The sequence below is a fragment of the Candidatus Neomarinimicrobiota bacterium genome, assembly GCA_034716895.1.
Classification (GTDB): Bacteria; Fidelibacterota; UBA8477; order UBA8477; family JABMPR01; genus JABMPR01.
Genome location: JAYEKW010000161.1, coordinates 1 through 18,951, shown reverse-complemented (window position 1 = coordinate 18,951; position 18,951 = coordinate 1). Strand labels below are relative to the sequence as shown.

Genomic DNA, 18,951 nt, shown 5'->3' with positions numbered 1-18,951 from the left:
CGTATTTGTTATTAAAATGCCAGAAAACCAGCTAGCAAATAGTAGCGGAAATGGCCTAAATAATGTATGTTGAATGCTCAAATGATACGAGATAGATGTTTATATATACTAACAAAAAAGTAAGGTGTTAACATGAAACGTTTTCAGGTCGTTGTTTTGATGCTTTTTGTAGCAGCCCTGGGGCTTTGGTCCTGTGGTGGGGGAGAAAAACAAGCAGCTGATACTTCAGCAGCAGAGGGCAAGATTGCACAAAAAGATATTACTACAACTGCAGAGGATGGCGGTTACGGCTTTGAGAAGCTTGCCGAAGAACTTGGATACCAAACCTATGTTATACCTCCTGAAGAACAAATTTATTTTGGTGATCCACGGGCGAAAAAAGGTGGAAACTTTCGTCACATCACCTCCCGTTTCCCGGCGACTATGCGTACTGAGGGCCAGAATGCCAATTATATTGAAAATAACACTATTTCAGGCCTTTGTTATGAAGGTTTGGTCACCACTCACCCCCTTACCCTGGAGTTCATCCCTTCGTTGGCCAGCCATTGGAAGATCTCTGATGATAAAATGAAATTTTGGTTCCGTATCAATCCTGATGCCCGTTGGTCGGACGGTCGTGAAGTCATTGCTGAGGATGTTGTGGCTACCTGGGATTTGCACATGGATGAAACCATTCTCTCACCTTCTGACCAGTTGGTCTATGGGAAATTTGATCGTCCGGTTATTGAAAGCAAATATATTGTTTCTGTGGTTTGTCAGGAATTGAGCTGGCGCAATTTGCTGTACTTTGGTGGAATGGCGATTCTGCCATCTTATTACCTGAATCAGGTGGATGGTTCAGAATATTTGAAGGAATACCAGTTTAAGATGTTGCCTGGTACCGGACCCTACATCATCCATACAGAGGATATTATTAATCAGGAATCTTTTACCTTTACCCGCCGACCGGATCACTGGGCTAAAGATGATCCCATGAATAAATATGCAGCTAATTTTGACAAGATCAAGTTTATCGTTGTGAAAGACAACAATGCGCTGATCTTTGAAAAATTCAAAAAAGGTGAAAGTGATTTTTATACGATTTCAGCAGCTCGCGAATGGGTTGAAGAAACTGATTTTGAAGCTGTCCAAAAAGGCTGGATCCAAAAACATAAGGTCTATTCTGAACGACCAGCAGGTACATCCGGTTATGCGTTTAATATGCGGAAATGGCCCTTTGATGACAAACGCGTTCGCATGGCTTTCTCATATTTATACAACCGGGAAAAGATGAATGAAGAGATGTACTATAATGAGTACTCTATGATGAACTCACTTTACTCAGGTTCTGCTTATGAGAATCCGGACAATGAAAAGGTTTTTTATAACCCGGAAAAAGCAGTTCAACTTTTAAAGGAGGCTGGGTATAAAACGAGAAATGATGAAGGTTGGCTGGTTCATGAAAATGGCCGAGTGCTGCGCTTTGAAATCGGCATATCTAAAGGTGTAGATTATATGGTTACTCCGGTTCAGCAGATGATGAAAGATTATGGTATCGATATGCAGATCAAGTACATCGATGGCAATGCCAACTGGAAAAATCTTATGGAGCGTAACTTTACGATCTATATGCAAAGTTGGGGTGGTCTGGTTTATCCCAATCCGGAGACTTCGTTAAAATCCTCGCTGGCTGATGAAAACAATACCAATAATATTGGTGGCTTTAAAAGTGATCGCGTCGATGAATTGCTAGTAGAATATGATGTGACCTTTAAACAGGCTCGCCGAGTTGAAATTATCCGTGAGATCGATGGTCTTTACTCAGATATCCATCCTGCTGCCTGGGGTATTGCCCGGAACTATCAGCGTATAGCCTATTGGGATAAATTTGGATATCCAGAATATATGGTTAGTCGCTATGGTGGAGATTACCGTTCCGTATTTACGCTCTGGTGGTATGAGCCGGAAAAAGAGGCTGCCCTGGAAGCGGCCATGGCCAGCGATAGTGATTTACCCATTGGTGAGATTGATGTAAAGTTTTGGCCGGAATATCTTAAGGCAAGTAATAATTGACGAAACCGCTAGAAGTATCTGAGAATTCATAAAATGTACCCTAAAACCATTAAATACAACCACATATAGTGAATAAGTCTAAAACCATATATAACAACACTTTGCGTCTCTGCGCGCTCTGCCTGTGCGGCGAAGCTTGTAGAGCGTAGACGTGCGAGAGGGACTTTTTGCGAGGGCGTCAATAATTAAGAAGTAATAATGAAGAAGGAAGAAGGGAAAGTAAGCTAGGGGTATAATTGGTAGAAGATGTGCATCATTAGCCTTATTCACAACTAAACAGAGCATTGCTCATGAATAAGCACAGCCTTCCAAAGACTAACATTTTTACTTATTCCTTCTTACTTATTAATTAACAATGACCACATATTTTATACGACGTATCCTCCTCATGATCCCCACTTTTCTGGGATCGACCATGCTCATCTTTGTAATTTTACAGATGGCGCCAGGTGGACCATTGGAGCAAACGATTCAGCAGTTACAGGCTGGTGCCATGCAAAGTGGTGAATCTGTTGGCAGCGTAGGAGATATCATGGGCGGTGGCAGCTCTATTCTTCCTCCCTCTGCTCTTCGGGAGTTGAAACGTTTCTATGGTTTTGATAAGCCGATCTATCAGCGCTACCTCAGTTGGCTGGGGGTTTGGCCCAGAGAAATCAAACACCGTGAGGTAAAATTTCTCAATGACGCTACTGAAGCTCAAAAGAATGTGGGACGCGGAACCTACATGACACTTAAGCTTGATGGTGATCAAGTCCTCGTTTATGACGAAGAGGGTACGATCAGTAACATCTGGAAAGCCTCTATTGATGCAGAAGGCTCTGAAGAGAACATGATCTTGACCACCATCTTTCAAACTGAATTCTCTGGTATCCTGACTGGAAATTTAGGGACTTCGTATACCTACGATTTGCCTGTGACAGAAGTAATGGCACCTCGTTTTAAAATATCCGTCTTTTTTGGACTCAGCGGCTTATTGCTTTCTTATCTGGTCTGTATTCCATTGGGGATCAGGAAAGCATTGAACCATGGATCAACTTTTGATTTTCTCTCCAGTGTTGTCATCTTTGCCGCATACTCAATTCCCGGTTATGCCCTGGGTGGGGTTTTGCTTGTGCTTTTTGGAGGGGGCTCTTATTGGGACGTTTTACCCCTGGGCGGTTTTCGCTCTCCCTCCGAAGTCTGGGAAAATTTAACCCTCTTTGGACAGATTAAAGATCAACTCTGGCATGCCGTCTTGCCGATCATTGCCTGGTCTATCGGCAGTTTTGCCGGGCTAACGGTTCTCATGAAAAACAGTTTGCTGGAAAATATCTCCCAGGATTATATCCGAACTGCATTCGCAAAAGGTCTACAGGAAAAACGGGTTATCTGGGTTCATGCTATTCGGAATTCAATCATTCCCATTGCCTCAGGAATTGGTGGCGTGATCGGAATAGTGATTGCCGGATCCTATCTGATTGAGAAAGTATTCAATATTGACGGTTTTGGAAAAATGGGATTCCAGGCGATTCTGGATCGAGATTACCCCATTACCATGGGCTTTCTGGTTATTGTGGTTGTCATCCGTCTGGTGGCCAATATCCTTTCTGATATTACTTTGGCTACAGTTGACCCAAGAATCAGGTTTAAGTAAAAAGAATAAAGAATAAAGAATAAGTAAAAAGGTGTAGAAGCGCTTCTTACTTATTTTACATAAGCAATTAACTATCTAAAGAAGGAAAAGGGAATGAATAATAAATTAATAGTAGAGCGGAAAACGTTGCTCTCCCACTTATTAATTCTTCCTTTTTAATTATTACTTACACTATGCCTGAACAACAAGAAATTTCGTTATCCATCCTGAAGAAGCGCTGGCTTAAGTTTAAAACCCTGAAGCGCGGCTACTATTCCTTCATTATACTACTGATTCTCTATGGTCTGTCCTGGTTTTTGCCAGTGCTCATCAATAATAGACCGCTGGTTTTGAGCTATGAAGGTGATTTCTATTTTCCTGCAATAATTGGGTATTATGCCGGCTCAGAGTTTGGTCAGGATGTTCCCGGTGAAGCTGTTTACCGGCAACTCCAGGAAACCTGGCAGGCAGAGGAAAGTGATAATTGGATCGTCATGCCGCTCTATCCATACAGCCCCTTTGAAGACATTACGGTAACGGGCAATAAAATGTATGAACAACCAGGTGGAAATCACTGGCTGGGAACAGATAATACTGGTCGTGACGTTTTTGCGCGGCTTTGTTATGCGTTCAATATTTCCATTTCTTTTGCGCTTGTCCTTACCGTTCTGAACTATATCATCGGTATTATCATCGGGGGTAGCATGGGCTACTTTGGCGGTAGATTTGATCTTTTCTTTCAGCGTATTATTGAAGTCTGGTCCAGTTTGCCCATGTTATTTGTCATTATTATTATCAGTTCCATTATTCGTCCCTCTTTCTTTCTCCTGGTCTTTATCTACACCATTGTGAACTGGATCGGGATGACCTATCTGATGAGAGCTGAATTTTATCGTGAGAAATCCAAAGATTATGTGGCTGCCTCCCTATCTATGGGGCAAACCAATTTCAAAGTTATGTTCAAACACATCCTACCCAATGCGATGGTCCCAATTATTACTTTCTTTCCTTTTGCTATCGTCGGTGGCATATCAGCGTTGGTTGGTTTGGATTATCTGGGCTTTGGGATGCCACCACCAACGCCAAGCTGGGGACAAATGCTGGATGTTGGACTGCAAAACATTTCCAAATGGTGGATGGTTTTCGCGCCGGTTTCGGCTCTATTTTCAACATTGATCATGGTTGTGTTTATTGGGGAAGCGGTACGTGAAGCCTTTGACCCCAAAGTATATTCGAGGTTGCGATGAATCAGGAAAAGCTGGTAGAAGTCAAGGGCCTCAAAACCCGATTCAAAGTTGGTGGTGAATGGGCCAAAGCCGTTGATGGGATCAGTTTTGACATCTACAAAGGTGAAACCCTGGGAATAGTGGGAGAATCTGGATCTGGAAAATCAGTATCAGTGCTTTCATTGATTCAATTAATCCCCAATCCCCCTGGAGAAGTTTCTGATGGTGAAATCATCTTCAAGGGAAAAAAGATTTTTGATGCAAAAGAGCTGGAAAAAGCCAAAGCTGTTCCTCAATTCAAATATTTTCAAAGGATACCTGAGCGCAGGCGAAGCCAGGCTGCAATAGCCTTCTTTTTTCTATGGATTGCCATATATGCCATGTTGCCGATTCCAGGGATTCTATTTGGGATTATCGCCTTTATTCTTGATCTCACAGTTACGGTTCACCTGTTCTTTAATTCACCTCGAAATCAAGCGATTGCAGACTTTAGACAGAATATCTATAGCAATATGTGGGACATTCGTGGTTCTGAGATTGCCATGATCTTTCAAGAACCCATGACCTCATTGAACCCGGTATTCACTATTGGGATGCAGATGATGGAGTCCGTTCGCCCGACCTCATTGAAAGAAACCCTGAAGGCCTGGTTTGTGAATAAAGCAAAAGGCCTAAAAGAAATTACAATGCCGGGTCGCCTCAAAACCTCTGGTATTGTTGGATTCATTTTTCTCGTGTTCTCTCAGTTGGCAGCGGGTTGGAGTTTTCTGCCCCTTGATATACTGAAGACGCTCATAATCGGTGGTTTAGTGCCAACTTTCATCGCCTACTTTATTCTTGGTATTGATAAACTAATAAGTTCTGAGTTTAAAGAAAATCACGAGAAACTTTTCAATGATGCAGTTGGCCTGCTTGATATGGTTGGAATTCCAGATGCAAAACGTCGCATGGATGATTATCCCCACCAATTTTCAGGGGGTATGCGTCAGCGAGTCATGATTGCCATGGCGCTCTCGAAAAACCCATCACTGTTGATCGCAGATGAACCAACCACTGCTCTGGATGTTACCATTCAAGCTCAGATTCTGGATCTGATGCTGGATCTCAAAAAAACAGATACGGATGCAGCGGTAGTATTGATCACCCACGATTTAGCCGTGGTTGCTGAAACTTGCGAAAGAGTCATTGTTATGTATGGTGGTCTGATCCAGGAAGTTGCTGAAGTGAATGATCTTTTTAGTAATCCCCTTCATCCCTACACCCACGGCTTACTGGGATCTATTCCCCGTCCCGATAAAGAGCGCAAGCTTAATAGACTGGAAACAATCCCCGGCATGGTTCCAAATATTCTGAATCTCCCTGTGGGTTGTAAATTCTGTACACGCTGTAGTGTTAAATTGAATAAATGTGATACGGAGGAGCCGCCATTGCAGGAAGTTAGTCCGGGTCATTTTGTGCGCTGTTTTGTGGTTCAGGAAGGCCAGGTGTCCGCATGAGTAAGAATAGGCTCGTAGATGTCAAAAACCTATCGGTGCATTTTCCCGTTCATGGAGGAGTTTTCTCTAAACGGATTGCTTCAGTTAAAGCGGTAGACGGAATCTCTTTCAGTATCGATCGTAAACAGATTGTGGGCATGGTAGGCGAATCAGGTTGTGGAAAAACCACCGTCGGCCGGGCCATGATTAATATTCTCAGATATGTTGCTCCAGACGTCGAAATTGGCGGAAGCATTGAATACCACTTTGGTGATGAAATTGTTGATTTTGCAAAACTAAGTTCTAACCAGGTGCGTAAGTATCGCTCAAAAGTCCAAATGATCTTTCAGGATCCTTATGCATCGCTGAATCCGCGGATGACAGTGGCACAAATCATTAGTGAGCCCCTGCAATTGCATACAGATATGAACAATAAAGAGCAGACTGAAAAAGTGGGCTGGTTGTTGGATAAGGTGGGCTTGCAACCGGAACAAGCCAGTCGTTTTCCCCATGAATTTTCTGGTGGACAACGGCAGCGAGTAGGTATTGCCCGGGCTTTGGCCACTAATCCAGACCTGATTATTTGTGATGAGCCAGTGTCAGCCCTGGATGTATCGATTCAGGCTCAGGTTATCAATCTGATGATGGACCTTCAAGATGAATTTGATGTATCCTATCTGTTTATTGCTCACGATCTATCAGTGGTGGAGCATATCTCAGACAAGATCGCAGTGATGTATCTGGGTGATATGGTTGAATATGGAAATGCCCAGGATGTTTATCATCATCCACGACATCCCTACAGCAAAGCCCTCTTGTCAGCGGTACCTCTGCCTGATCCGTCCCGCAAGAACCGTGATCGGATCGTGTTGAAAGGGGACGTTCCAACACCCCTGAACAAACCCAGTGGTTGCGCCTTTAGAACACGCTGTCCCATCGCTGAATCCTCATGCTCTGAGATAAAACCGGTTTTTGAGGAGCATGCCAGGGACCATTTTGTGGCGTGTCCAGTAGTTAAGCAATAAAAGCCCGTTTCAATGCTTCAGGGTCCGTAGGAGAATCTGAAACCCGGTAGCTATTTAAGTTTGAGGGCTATTCTAATTAAACGTACTATCAAGGTGAAAACTCTTCTTCTTCTGTTTGCCATAGCGCCTGGTGTAGCTAGTGAAATTCAAATTATAGATCAGAAAACAGGTTTTCCTCTACCAGGGGTGAATATTACTGTTGTCGGAACCGTTGAGGGGCTGAACACCGATTTGGACGGCTATTTCTTCCTGAACGAAGCCAGGTGGATTGATAAAAATGCATGAAGGTTCTATGAAACGTCGACTATATCTTATTTTACTGGTCACGCTTTGGGTGGCTCTATCCGGGCGACTTGTCTATAATCGCTATTTTCAGGGTGGATCCACAGCCTATCTCTCCCTGGAAACCGGCCTGAGAGAATTACCCAGTGAATCAGAATGGATGAACATTTACCTTGATGGTCGCAAAATGGGTCACACGGTCTATTCCATAGAGAATAAAGGTTCTGCGGGCTACAGTATCAAAAGTTCCACTCACCTTAACGTGGTTTTTGGAGGCTTGGAATCCGAGATACACTTGGAGAATAAAGCGGTAATGGATACCATGTTTCGCTTGAACGGTTTTAGTTTCTGGATGAATTCGGATCAATATTCCACTTATATCGTCGGTGATAAAGAGGGTACGGAGATGTCTCTAAGCATCATTCAGGGACGAGACACCAGCTATTCCAAGATCGAGGTTCCTGAAGACCTGTACACCTATACAGCTATTCAACCCATGGTGGCCAGTAAAGGCATTCTTGAGGGAGAGACAATTCGGGTTCCGGCCTATGACCCCATGTCAAATGAAATGGCCGATGTGACCATAAGCCATGAAGGCAAAGAGCTGCAGAAGATCGCCGGAGAGAAACTGATTCTGAACAAGCTACGTATCGAATTTAAAGGGATCCCATCCATTATGTGGCTGGATGACAATGGAATTACCTATAAAGAAGAGACCATCATGGGGATGACCATGGAACGCACTACCCCTGAATTGGCTCTGTCCCGGATCGAATCAGCTGAAGTTGATCTGCTAAATGGCTTCGCAGTGGTCCCGACCCATCCAATCTATAGGCCAGGTCGTTTAAACGAGTTGATCCTTGAAATAGAAGGAATTCCAGTTGAGGTTTTGTCGGGACTGAATTCGGAGCGACAGAAACTAATAAATATAGATCCGGTCAAATTACGGTTAACGCCAACCAGCACGATGGTGGCCCCCAAAACTATCCAGAGCTATTTAAGGCCATCTGAAATGATCCAAAGTGAGCACGCCCAGATCAAGGAACAGGTCAGCAAGATCCTGAAACAGAAAAGCCCAACTCAAAATGTAGGTAAAGTTTTCACCAAATGGGTTTTTGAATATCTGGAGAAACGACCGGTGGCCAGTATTTCAGGTGCTGTTGATATTCTGAACACAGGAGTGGGTGACTGTACCGAACACACAACCCTGTACACAGCCCTAAGTCGAGCCGCCGGCATCCCGACAAAAGTGCATATCGGCCTGGTGTACGTGCAGGGTCGTTTCCTATTCCATGCCTGGCCTGTAATCGCCATTGACGGTGAGTGGGTGGATGTGGATCCCAGTTTAAATCAATATCCGGCAGATGTGACTCACATAGCTTTACTGGAAGGAGATTTCGAGAATCTGACAAATCTTATTCCACTCCTGGGGAATATTAAGATCAAGGTGCAGGAGCAAAGATACTAGTGTCACGTTAAGCATGATATAACGCAACCAAGCCCTGTCTACCGGAGGTAGATCACGGTCTTTTTCCCGCTCTATGCTTAAGGAGCTATTATATCAAGGCTAAAGCCTGTTCCAGATCAGCCTGAAGATCGACGAGATCCTCAGTCCCTACTGCAATACGCATCAAACCATCTGTAATACCAGCTTCAATACGCTCTGCTTCGGGTATATTGTGATGTGTCATGGAGGCTGGGTGTTGTATGAGTGATTCGTAGCCTCCCAGTGAAACTGCAAGTTGGGGGATTTTGACATTATTTAGAACGGTTTTTCCACTTTCAACACCACCCTTAACCCCAAAACTGATCATGGAGCCAAAGCCATTCATCTGTTGTTTGGCAAGATCATGTTGCGGATGAGACACTAATCCAGGGTAGCGTACCCAATCAATTTTTGGATGAGCTTCCAGATATTCTGCCAGTTTCTGAGCATTTTCTTCTCCCCGCTTAACCCGCAAGGATAAAGTGCGCATACCCCGCAGAACCAACCAGCTTTGGTGAGGATCCATCGTTCCACCTGTATTGTTGATTACAGCCTTCATTCGAGCGAACTCCTGCTCAGTTTTAGCAATGAGAACGCCACCAACAACATCAGTATGTCCATTGATATATTTGGTAATACTATGAAGAACCACATCAGCACCCAACGCCAGCGGGTTTTGTAAGATGGGACTCATAAAGGTGTTATCAACCACCAGGACAGCCCCATGTTCGTGGGCAATTTCAGCACAGGCTGCAATATCAGTTAGCTTGATGGTGGGGTTTGCAGGTGTTTCGATATAAAGCAACTTGGTGTTGGAGCGCATGGCTTTCCGGACCTCATCCAGGTTGGCGGTATCAACAAATGAATGCTCCACACCAAAGCGGCTAAACTCGTTTTCCATGACCATGCGGGAAGATCCATAAACAGCATCAGTTCCCACCATGTGGGCTCCAGCACTCATATATGTCATGTACACGGCACTTACTGCTGCCATACCAGATGCAGTTGCAATACCACCAAACCCATGCTCGAGTTCTGTCACGGCTTCTTCAAAAGTATTGATGGTAGGGTTTCCGATACGGGTATAGATGTAACCCTTTTCTTCACCACTGAAACAACGGGCACCGTGATCAGCATCGCGAAACTTGAAAGTGGAGGTCTGATAAATTGGTACCCCAACACTCCCATGAACAGAATCAGGATTTTTGCCTGCGTGGGTGACGCGTGTATTAATGCCCTTGCCTTTTAAATCTAAACTCATGATACATTCCCTCTATTTATTGTTAAAAGATCTGATAAAATTGAATAACCGGTTTCGATACTTCCGGCACCAGGGCCGGCAATGGTAACCTCGCCCAGAAGATCCGTAGAAAAGGTAATGGCGTTGGCTGTTCCCATAACCTGGGATAAAGGATCGCTAAAAGGCACTTTTTCCGGTTTTACTTCAGCGTGAACTGCATCACCGCTTACATTTATGGTGGCAATCAGTTTCCAGCGTTCATGCTGTTGTTTGGCGGCCTGGATGGCTTCAACTGTAATGGGTTCGATACCGCTGCGCTTGACATCCTTCAAGTGTAGTGGAAGACCCATGAGAATATTGGCCAGGATCGTCAGTTTAGCTTGAGCATCATGGCCTTCAATATCGGCTGCTTTATCTGCCTCCAGATAGCCCATGGTCTCAGCTACGTCAAGAGCCTGGGAGTAGGTGGCCTCAGCTTCCATTTCGCTGAGAATAAAATTAGTAGTTCCATTCAAAATACCCCGGATCTTATGAATGTGGTTTCCTACCAGCGATTTTTGAACCAAACTGAATACGGGTGTCCCGCTCAGAACAGTGGCTTCGTTCAGGAAGTGACAATTATTCTGGTTGGCCATGAGCTTTAATTCTGAATACGCCAGGGCTGCCGGCCCTTTATTCCCGGTAACGATATGCTTGCCTGTTTCAAAAGCAGCTTTACAGTGGCTTATAGCAGGTTCACCGGAATTCAGATCCGTCGTACTGAGTTCCACCACAACAGTAGCATTTGATTGTCTGATCATTGTTTCGGTATTCCAGTCCTGTAAGTGATCAGAAAAGGCTGATTTTGATAGAGCCAGTTCTAATAGGTCAGACAGGTTGAGACCCTGTGAATGGTACATGGTTCCCCGGGAGCGGGTAGTGACGGAAACGATCTTAAAATCAAAGTCATGTTGCTCCAGCAGCTCAGTCCGTTTTTTATGAAGAATATGGCATAATCCCTGGGCAACAGTTCCAAAGCCAACCAAGGCTATCCGGTGTTTAATCATTATCAGTAAATATCCCTAGCTGTTTTCCCTGGATGTGTAAACGGGCAATCGGGTTTCATGTTTCAGGGTTGAAAGTACAACCATGGTTTTTAAGTGTTGAACTTCTGGCAGGGCAGTGAGCTTATGCAGAACGAAGTTTTCGTAATCCGGGATATCCTGACTGGCAACTTTAAGTAAAAAATCAGCGCCACCGGTGATGTGATGACATTCCATTACTTCATCCAGCTTGGTAATAGCCGCCATAAAGCGCTCCACCCCTTCTCGACCATGTCGTTCGAGCGTTACCTCAACAAAAGTGAAACAGGTCAGACCGAGTTCGACTGGATCAACCAGAGCAACATAACTCTGTATGACACCATTGCGTTCCAGCTTTTTCACGCGTTCCAAAGTAGGCGGCGGCGACATTTTGATCTGTCTTGCTAGTTCAGCATTTGATATCCGGCCATTGTATTGCAGAATGGATAATATCTTTTCATCTGTTTTGTCAATGTTCATAGTTGCCTTAGTATCATTATGTATATTTAATTTATACAATGCAAATATAATGAAACAAGAGGTGTATCCAATTGAATTAGGGTGCTGCTGGCCAGTTTTAATACTGTGGCGGCAGTTAAACGTATGTGATTTGTATATATATACTTCGACTCCGCTCAGTAAGACGCGACCTCTCTCGTGTCCCTGAACGAAATCGAAGGGTCTGCACCCTACCGTTTTGTTGTTAAAAACGTACGTTTAACTGTCGCCGGTTTAACAATACCATTTTTAACCCAAATAGCGCATTGCGTGTCTTCGCGATGCACGGCGATCTCTCTTTTTAAGTCGACCATTATTTGAAGCACGAAATATCTTGCAGAGCAAGGACCCAAAGTAGTTCTCCCAATTATTTTCCAGATAGAATGGGTCTGTTGAAAAGCTTGGTCTTTATTATTAAGAAAAATCGACTAAATTGAGCTTTAATATTTTTATAGAAACAGAGGGAGAGACTTTAGTGAAACGTGCATATTTATCAAGATTGGTGCTGATTATAATTGTTAGTATTGCAGCGCTACCAGTTTGGGCCGGAGAAGAACCATTAAAGTCAATTGCAGTCCTGGAGTTTGAAGCCAAAGGTGTTTCCAAATTGGAAGCCTCAACGTTAACCGATCGGTTTCGTTCAGAACTGGTCCAAACCAAAGTTTTTCTGCAGATCGAACGCAATAAGATCGAACAGATATTCAAGGAACAAAAGCTGCAGATGTCGGGAACGGTCAGCGAAGATAAACTGGTGGAAATTGGCGAATTGCTGGGGGCTGAGTTATTGGTCATTGGTTCCATCGGTAAACTGGCATCCACCTATACCATAGACCTGAGGTTGGTTGAGGTAGAATCCGGTGAGATCATTGCCTCATACTTTAAGGATTATCGCGGTGAGGTTGATGGGTTATTGGGCTTGTTCAGGATTATTGCCGGTGAGATCGCCGGTAAGGAATTGTTAGCACCGGTTCCACCTCTAGCTGTCCTGACCCCGGTTATTTCAGAAGCGATGAACACCAGTATAATTACCAATATGATGGCAGCTCAAATTAAAGCCAGAGAAGATGCCGATGCTGATTTTTCAAAGTTTAACTGGGGTGTTGGCGGGACGGCTACAGGAACAGCTGGTGGGTTTTTGCTGGGGCCTATGGGGGGATTATTGGCAACTGGAGTGGTTGCTGGAGCAGGTTATATGAAAGAAGCAGCTCCTCCGCTGGATCGTATAAGTGCCTTGGGATCAACAGATTCTCAGTTGCAGCAGGTCTATATTCAAGCCTACAAAGAGCAGATGAAAAAAAAGCGAACGAAATGGGGAGCCGGTAGCAGTAGTCTTGGGTGTTGTATCGGTTCTGTTATTGCCGTTATGATCTTGACCAGCACGACTACCTATTAAGCAAAAAATCGATCTAATACAGATCTCCCCAATCAGGAGAAAAGCAGGATTTTTCAATTGAAAACAAAATTACTTTTTCTTTGCACAGGGAATTCGTGTCGCTCACAGATCGCCGAAGGATTATTGCGCCATTTGGCTGGTGATCAATTCGAGGTCTTTTCTGCCGGCGTGGAGCCTAGCCGGGTGCACCCCATGTCTATTCTGGTGATGCAGGAAGTAGGAATCGACATAAGCGATCAACACTCGGATGATGTATTGGATTATCTGAATGCCGGTATTGATATTGTCATTTCGGTTTGCGATCACGCCGCTCAGACCTGTCCGGCCTTTCCCGGGAGCGTAGAACGGATTCACTGGAGTGTGAAGGACCCCTATCACGGGTGGGATATGGATGAATCAAAGCTGCCGGACTATCGTCGAACTAGAGATGATTTAAAAGCCCGAATCCGGGATTTTCTTATCACTCAAGAACGCTGAGTCAGGCAGTAGCGCTACGACGCCTTTGAATGCACGATCGACTCCGCTCTATGAATTGAAACCACACCACCTTGATTTAAAGGCGAGTACCTCCCGTTAAGTTATGTCGAGTAATCAGTGAAATCTGTGGTTGCTTTTAAAGTAAATTAGAAGCCAACTCAGCCAGGGCAGATCGCTCTCCTTTTTCCAAATTCATGTGGGCGTAGAGTCGTTGACCTTTAAAACGATCGATCAAATAGGATAACCCATTGGATTGACTGTCCAGAAAGGGATGGTCGATCTGGAAAATATCTCCGGTAAAAACCACTTTAGTTCCCTCTCCAGCCCGAGTGATGATGGTCTTGATCTCATGAGGGGTCAAATTCTGGGCCTCATCCACAATAAAGAAGATTTTTTGGAGACTGCGACCACGGATATAGGTCAGGGGTGCGATGACGATCTTTTCCTCTTCTACCAGTTTGTTGATTTTTTCAAACTCTGAATTGTTATTGAGATACTGATTCTGGATCACTTTAAGATTGTCCCAGAGAGGCTGTAGATAGGGATCGATCTTGGATTTGATGTCTCCCGGCAGAAAACCAATATCTTTATTGCTAAGTGGAACAATCGGTCGGGCAATATAGATCTGGCGATAAGAACGTCTTTTTTCCATGGCGGCTGCCAGAGCCAGTAATGTTTTTCCCGTGCCGGCCTTCCCGGTAATTGAGACCAGTGGAATATCATCATTGGTCAAAATGTCCAAAGCAAAAAGCTGCTCTGCATTGCGAGGCAGGATTCCATGAGCCTCCCGTTTGTCCAGTCGCTGCAGCAGATCCTGGTTTGGGTTATAGACTCCCAGGGCAGATTTCTGATCATTTTTAAGAATATAATGATGCCAGGGTGCTGGAGTGTTCTCAATACCAATTTCGTTGAAAGGTATCTCAAAGGGGGCTTTATAGAGCCTGTCGATCAGTGAAGAATCTATATACTCAAGGGTTGATTTCCCTGTGTAAAGCTCATCAATTTTAGCCACTTTGTCCGTGAAATAATCCTGAGCCTCCAAGCCCACAGCCTTGGCCTTCATCCTCAGATTGACATCTTTGCTGACCAATACGACCCGCTGTTTTTCTTTTTTAGCCAATTCGTAAGCCGTATATATGATGCGGTGGTCGGTTATATCTTCAGAGAAAACCCCGGCGAGATCTTCGCTAACAGAGTTGATCTCTACTCGAAAAATGCCCCGCTTTTTACCAAGATTAACCCCTCCATCGAAAATTTTATCAGCAGCTAGTTGATCGATGGCTCTCACAAAAGCACGAGCATGGTAATTGAGAACATCATTACCCTTTTTAAAATGATCGAGTTCCTCCAGTACTGCCATGGGGAGAACGATATCATTATCTTCAAAATGAGAGAGACAGTCACTGTCATGAAGAATGACGTTGGTGTCCAATACAAGAGTCTTTTTCATAGATGCTCCTCCTTAGGATGATTGGCCTGAATTTAACAAATTTGTCTAATCAAGACACGGGTGATTTTTGCTGGCGGAGAGATTAGTTACTCTTTTAATGATGGACAAAAACAGGGATATATTGAACCATGTCAAGGACTTGATCCATGCCCAGGGTAAGCAAAACAGAAACCATCTTCGTTTGTGACCATCAGGAAGAAAATCGCTTCATTTTTTGATCTTAAGGTTATCTTAACCCTCTTGTTAGAATTGAGCGTTCTTGAATCTGGAGATAGTAATGAGCAACAAATCCTTCATAAATCGAGATGATGTCAAAAAACACTTGGCTAAAGTTGATCCCAATGTTTTGAGCTATATCGAGCAGTGTGAGATTCAGATCGACAAACTGACTGAAATCGGCTATCAGCTTTCATCAGAACGACACCTGCCAACCCTGCTTAATTCGATCATAGAAGAAGGAATGCGAATCACCAACGCTGATGGTGGAACTTTATATCTTACTACAGAAGATGATCGGCTGGCCTTTGAGATTATGAAAACCAAATCTTTGGGAACCGATATGGGTGGAATCAGCGATATTAAAATCCCTGATTTCATTTATCCGGTTAAGCTATATATGGAAAATGGTGAACCAAATCACCACATGATTTCCGCCCATGTTGGAGTAACTGGTGAAACTTTGAATATTCCGGATGCCTATGAAAATGAGGTTTTCGATTTTTCTGGCACCAAGGCTTTTGATTCAAAAAACAGCTATCGGTCAAAATCTTTCTTGTGTATAGCCATGACCAACCATGAAAATGACATCATTGGTGTTTTGCAGTTGATCAATGCTACCGATTCAAATTCCAAGGAGATCATCGCTTTCTCGGAGGATATGCAAAAACTAATCGAATCATTGGCCGGTCAGGCGGCGGTGGCCATCACCACGGTTCGTTTGATCGAGGGGCTGAAAAACCTGTTAGAATCATTCATCCAACTGATCGCTGATGCCATTGATGAAAAATCGCCCTACACAGGTGGTCACTGTTCCAGAGTACCGGCCCTGGCCATTATGCTGGCCGAAAAGGTCAACCAGGTCCAGAAGGGAATTTTTGCAGATGTAAATTTTTCTAAAGACGATATGGATGAATTAAGGATCGCTGCCTGGCTCCACGATGTGGGAAAAATCACGACTCCGGAGTACGTGGTGGACAAAGCCACAAAACTGGAAACCATCTATGATCGGATCCATGAACTGGATACCCGTTTTGAAGTTCTCAAGCGAGATGTTGAGATCGAATATCTCACTGCTCTGACCATCGGTACCGATAAACGAGCAGACCTAAAAGCGAAAAAAAGTGCCAGACTGGCTCAACTTGATGATGACCAGAAATTTCTGCGGATCTGCAATGCAGGCGGAGAATTCATGGCTGGTGACAAACAGGATCGAGTGAAGAGTATCGCCAAATACAGGATCGTTTTAAATGGTAAGGAACAAGATCTGCTAAGCGAAGAATGGGTCATGAATCTGAATATTTCCAAGGGAACCCTGAATGATGCTGAGCGAAACAAGATCAACGATCACATTGTCGTTACCATTGATATGCTTGAGAAACTACCTTTTCCAAAGCACCTGAAACGCGTACCTGAATTTGCTGGTGGTCACCACGAGACCATGATCGGAACCGGATATCCCAAGGGGTTGAATAAAGATCAGATGTCCATTCAAGCTCGTATAATGGGTATTGCCGATATCTTTGAGGCCTTGACGGCCAGCGACCGACCCTATAAAAAAGGGAAAACCCTGTCAGAAGCCATGCGGATCATGGGCTTTTTCAAGGCGGATCAACATATTGATGCAGACCTGTTCGATATTTTTCTTTCTGAGGGTGTTTTTCAAGAATATGCTGATGAATATTTGGATGCCAAATATATCGATGTGGTTGATGTTCAGAAGTACCTGGATATTCAACCAAAACCAGTGAAAGTATAGCCACTAATACACAAAGAGTTTACAGGCTAGTTTGTGTGTCTTCGTGTCTTAGTGGCTATAGAAAACAAGGGAGGGTAAAATGGAGCTAAAACCCAATAGCCGTTTGCTAATGCGGCGTGAGATCTACACTTTATTGACAATCACAATAGTGGTGATCCTGGGATCTTTGATTATTCAGGCACTGGTTGTAAATCTGGATAACGAAGTCACGAATGTAGAATTTGTCCAATATGTCTGGTCATGGGTGGCTGGCGGTCTCATAACATTATGGGTTTTTGCCCCATGGTTATTTTATCTCTGGATCATCAATTTAAAGTATTCTATTGAGGACGAACGCGTGGTCGTTCATAAGGGAATCATTACCAAGAAGAGTGTTAGTATTCCCTATTCTGCCATTACAGACTTTACGCTAAGTCGGTCACTTTATGAACGTTGGCTGGGGATCGGAACCCTCATGATCCAAACGGCTGGACAAAGTCCCCAGGGCGGAAGCCAGGAAGGCAAACTGGAGGGTTTAACCGAGTTTGATTCTCTGCACACAACCCTAAGAGCTAAAGTCAAGGCTTATCGGGGTTCTCAACAACCAGAAAAAATGCAAACTACTGACGTTCAGTCAGGCGATGTGGAAGTTTTACAATCAATTCTGGAAGAAGTTAAGCGGATCGGTCGTAAACTGGGTTAGCGTTCAGGGGGTCTTCTGGGGATAAGTGTTTTTGGTCACAGAGGTACACTGATTAAGCACAGATGGTTTTCAAGTAATGATAAATGATGTTCTAAGGGTGCGCTTTTTAGTCTATTACACTACGCTTTAATTTGGATCATTTGGAAAGCCCAATTCTTTTGGGGAATATCAGGACTACTCGTTTAATCGGATACCGCCGGGTTCAAGTTTGATCAGCCGTTTTTTGTAGAGGCCGCCGATGGAGCGTTTGAAGACCTTTTTACTAATACCAAATTCCCGATAGATCAGATCAGGGGGTGATTTGTCGGTCAAAGGCAAAAATCCAGCATGAGCTTTGAGAGTATCAATTATTTTTTGGCTGGATGCATCAACATGCAGTCGCTCTGGTTGCCCTGGTTTTTGCAGACTGATATCGATCTTACCATCAGGACGGACCTGTTTGATATAACCCTGTAGTCTTTGACCCTGTTCCAGAGGAGTAAAGACCTCATCCTTGAAAAGTAAACCCCAATATTCGTTTTCGATGATAGCTTTATAGCCCAGGTCAGTCAGACTAACGATAAATAGATCTACTTTATCGCCCGCTGTATAGTCTGGTGTTTCTTTGAGTAAGAATTTATCCAACTTGGTACTGGCTACTATACGCTGGCTGACGTTATCCAGGTAGGTATGTACGACATAGTGGCGATTTTTAAGCAGTTTGTGTTTTTGCTCCCGGAAAGGCACCAATAGATCTTTTGGCAAACCCCAGTCCATGAAAGCACCCATATCATTGTTGTCTACAACTTTTAAGAGAGCGAATTCATTCACCTGGGTTATTGGTTTCTGAGTGGAAGCGATGATCATATCAGCAGAGTCGAAATAAATAAAAACCTCGATCTGGTCATCGATTTTTGTTCCATCGGGAACTTGACGTTTGGGAAGCAGGATATCTCCCAACTCCTCACCATCCAGATATACTCCAAAATCAACTTCCCTTAATACATAGAGGGTGTTCATTTTTCCAATTTGTGACAT

The 18,951-nt window shown here is 43.9% G+C and carries 15 protein-coding genes and 1 pseudogene; 11 read left to right on the top strand and 5 right to left on the bottom strand.

Going from position 1 to position 18,951, the window contains the following annotated elements:
* Positions 1–132 precede the first annotated feature (132 nt).
* The 7 genes and pseudogenes from U9Q77_10120 (at position 133) to U9Q77_10090 (ending at position 9,140) form a co-directional block, all read left to right on the top strand.
* Positions 133–2,052, top strand: a complete 1,920-nt coding sequence (locus U9Q77_10120) for an ABC transporter substrate-binding protein (GenBank protein MEA3287711.1) — start codon at positions 133–135, stop codon at positions 2,050–2,052.
* Positions 2,053–2,407: 355 nt separating this feature from the next.
* Positions 2,408–3,685, top strand: a complete 1,278-nt coding sequence (locus tag U9Q77_10115; GenBank protein ID MEA3287710.1) for an ABC transporter permease subunit — start codon at positions 2,408–2,410, stop codon at positions 3,683–3,685.
* A 173-nt stretch (positions 3,686–3,858) separates the two neighbouring features.
* On the top strand, positions 3,859–4,911 hold the full coding sequence (locus U9Q77_10110; protein MEA3287709.1) for an ABC transporter permease subunit: 1,053 nt from the start codon (positions 3,859–3,861) through the stop codon (positions 4,909–4,911).
* Positions 4,908–5,144 (top strand): annotated as a pseudogene (locus U9Q77_10105) (ATP-binding cassette domain-containing protein). The gene U9Q77_10110 and the pseudogene U9Q77_10105 overlap by 4 nt, the downstream one beginning before the upstream one ends.
* Before the next feature lie 225 nt (positions 5,145–5,369).
* Positions 5,370–6,386, top strand: coding sequence for an ABC transporter ATP-binding protein (locus tag U9Q77_10100; protein ID MEA3287708.1), 1,017 nt, complete (start codon positions 5,370–5,372; stop codon positions 6,384–6,386).
* Positions 6,383–7,390: an oligopeptide/dipeptide ABC transporter ATP-binding protein gene (locus tag U9Q77_10095; GenBank protein ID MEA3287707.1), complete on the top strand. Its 1,008-nt coding sequence runs from the start codon at positions 6,383–6,385 to the stop codon at positions 7,388–7,390. Before U9Q77_10100 ends, U9Q77_10095 begins: the two co-directional genes overlap by 4 nt.
* 292 nt (positions 7,391–7,682) lie before the next feature.
* Positions 7,683–9,140 carry a transglutaminase domain-containing protein gene (locus U9Q77_10090; protein MEA3287706.1) on the top strand — a complete coding sequence of 486 codons (1,458 nt, stop codon included), beginning with the start codon at positions 7,683–7,685 and terminating at the stop codon, positions 9,138–9,140.
* Positions 9,141–9,228: 88 nt separating this feature from the next.
* Here the strand turns inward: U9Q77_10090 and U9Q77_10085 are convergent, their stop codons facing one another.
* Genes U9Q77_10085 through U9Q77_10075 form a run of 3 tightly spaced genes read right to left on the bottom strand, consistent with a single transcriptional unit; the run spans position 9,229 to position 11,939 of the window.
* Positions 9,229–10,419 (bottom strand): PLP-dependent aspartate aminotransferase family protein, encoded by a 1,191-nt coding sequence (locus U9Q77_10085; protein MEA3287705.1) that lies wholly within the window; start codon positions 10,417–10,419, stop codon positions 9,229–9,231.
* Positions 10,416–11,444 (bottom strand): homoserine dehydrogenase, encoded by a 1,029-nt coding sequence (locus U9Q77_10080; protein MEA3287704.1) that lies wholly within the window; start codon positions 11,442–11,444, stop codon positions 10,416–10,418. Before U9Q77_10080 ends, U9Q77_10085 begins: the two co-directional genes overlap by 4 nt.
* A gap of 15 nt (positions 11,445–11,459) precedes the next feature.
* Positions 11,460–11,939, bottom strand: a complete 480-nt coding sequence (locus U9Q77_10075; GenBank protein ID MEA3287703.1) for an Lrp/AsnC family transcriptional regulator — start codon at positions 11,937–11,939, stop codon at positions 11,460–11,462.
* Positions 11,940–12,432: 493 nt separating this feature from the next.
* On the opposite strand from U9Q77_10075, the gene U9Q77_10070 reads away from it, so the two are divergent.
* Both U9Q77_10070 and U9Q77_10065 read left to right on the top strand, forming a co-directional pair.
* Positions 12,433–13,350, top strand: coding sequence for a CsgG/HfaB family protein (locus U9Q77_10070; protein ID MEA3287702.1), 918 nt, complete (start codon positions 12,433–12,435; stop codon positions 13,348–13,350).
* Positions 13,351–13,407: 57 nt separating this feature from the next.
* Complete coding sequence (locus tag U9Q77_10065; GenBank protein ID MEA3287701.1) at positions 13,408–13,827, top strand: arsenate reductase ArsC; 420 nt, start codon at positions 13,408–13,410, stop codon at positions 13,825–13,827.
* Positions 13,828–13,963: 136 nt separating this feature from the next.
* Here the strand turns inward: U9Q77_10065 and U9Q77_10060 are convergent, their stop codons facing one another.
* The gene (locus U9Q77_10060) at positions 13,964–15,277 is read right to left on the bottom strand and encodes a PhoH family protein (protein ID MEA3287700.1); all 1,314 of its coding nucleotides are present in this window, start codon (positions 15,275–15,277) and stop codon (positions 13,964–13,966) included.
* 277 nt (positions 15,278–15,554) lie between these two features.
* Between U9Q77_10060 and U9Q77_10055 the strand changes: the two genes are divergently transcribed.
* Positions 15,555–17,252, top strand: coding sequence for an HD domain-containing phosphohydrolase (locus U9Q77_10055; protein MEA3287699.1), 1,698 nt, complete (start codon positions 15,555–15,557; stop codon positions 17,250–17,252).
* Positions 17,253–17,331: 79 nt separating this feature from the next.
* The gene (locus U9Q77_10050) at positions 17,332–17,934 is read left to right on the top strand and encodes a PH domain-containing protein (GenBank protein MEA3287698.1); all 603 of its coding nucleotides are present in this window, start codon (positions 17,332–17,334) and stop codon (positions 17,932–17,934) included.
* Between the two features lie 174 nt (positions 17,935–18,108).
* Here the strand turns inward: U9Q77_10050 and U9Q77_10045 are convergent, their stop codons facing one another.
* Positions 18,109–18,951 (bottom strand): S1-like domain-containing RNA-binding protein, encoded by an 843-nt coding sequence (locus U9Q77_10045; GenBank protein ID MEA3287697.1) that lies wholly within the window; start codon positions 18,949–18,951, stop codon positions 18,109–18,111.

Bases quoted from the DNA above. Each gene is read 5' to 3' on its own strand.
- U9Q77_10055 (MEA3287699.1), top strand. From the start codon at position 15,555: ATGAGCAACAAATCCTTCATAAATCGAGATGATGTCAAAAAACACTTG.
- U9Q77_10045 (MEA3287697.1), bottom strand. From the start codon at position 18,951: ATGTCACAAATTGGAAAAATGAACACCCTCTATGTATTAAGGGAAGTT.
- U9Q77_10115 (MEA3287710.1), top strand. From the start codon at position 2,408: ATGACCACATATTTTATACGACGTATCCTCCTCATGATCCCCACTTTT.
- U9Q77_10095 (MEA3287707.1), top strand. From the start codon at position 6,383: ATGAGTAAGAATAGGCTCGTAGATGTCAAAAACCTATCGGTGCATTTT.
- U9Q77_10080 (MEA3287704.1), bottom strand. From the start codon at position 11,444: ATGATTAAACACCGGATAGCCTTGGTTGGCTTTGGAACTGTTGCCCAG.
- U9Q77_10085 (MEA3287705.1), bottom strand. From the start codon at position 10,419: ATGAGTTTAGATTTAAAAGGCAAGGGCATTAATACACGCGTCACCCAC.
- U9Q77_10110 (MEA3287709.1), top strand. From the start codon at position 3,859: ATGCCTGAACAACAAGAAATTTCGTTATCCATCCTGAAGAAGCGCTGG.
- U9Q77_10120 (MEA3287711.1), top strand. From the start codon at position 133: ATGAAACGTTTTCAGGTCGTTGTTTTGATGCTTTTTGTAGCAGCCCTG.
- U9Q77_10075 (MEA3287703.1), bottom strand. From the start codon at position 11,939: ATGAACATTGACAAAACAGATGAAAAGATATTATCCATTCTGCAATAC.
- U9Q77_10050 (MEA3287698.1), top strand. From the start codon at position 17,332: ATGGAGCTAAAACCCAATAGCCGTTTGCTAATGCGGCGTGAGATCTAC.
- U9Q77_10060 (MEA3287700.1), bottom strand. From the start codon at position 15,277: ATGAAAAAGACTCTTGTATTGGACACCAACGTCATTCTTCATGACAGT.
- U9Q77_10090 (MEA3287706.1), top strand. From the start codon at position 7,683: ATGAAACGTCGACTATATCTTATTTTACTGGTCACGCTTTGGGTGGCT.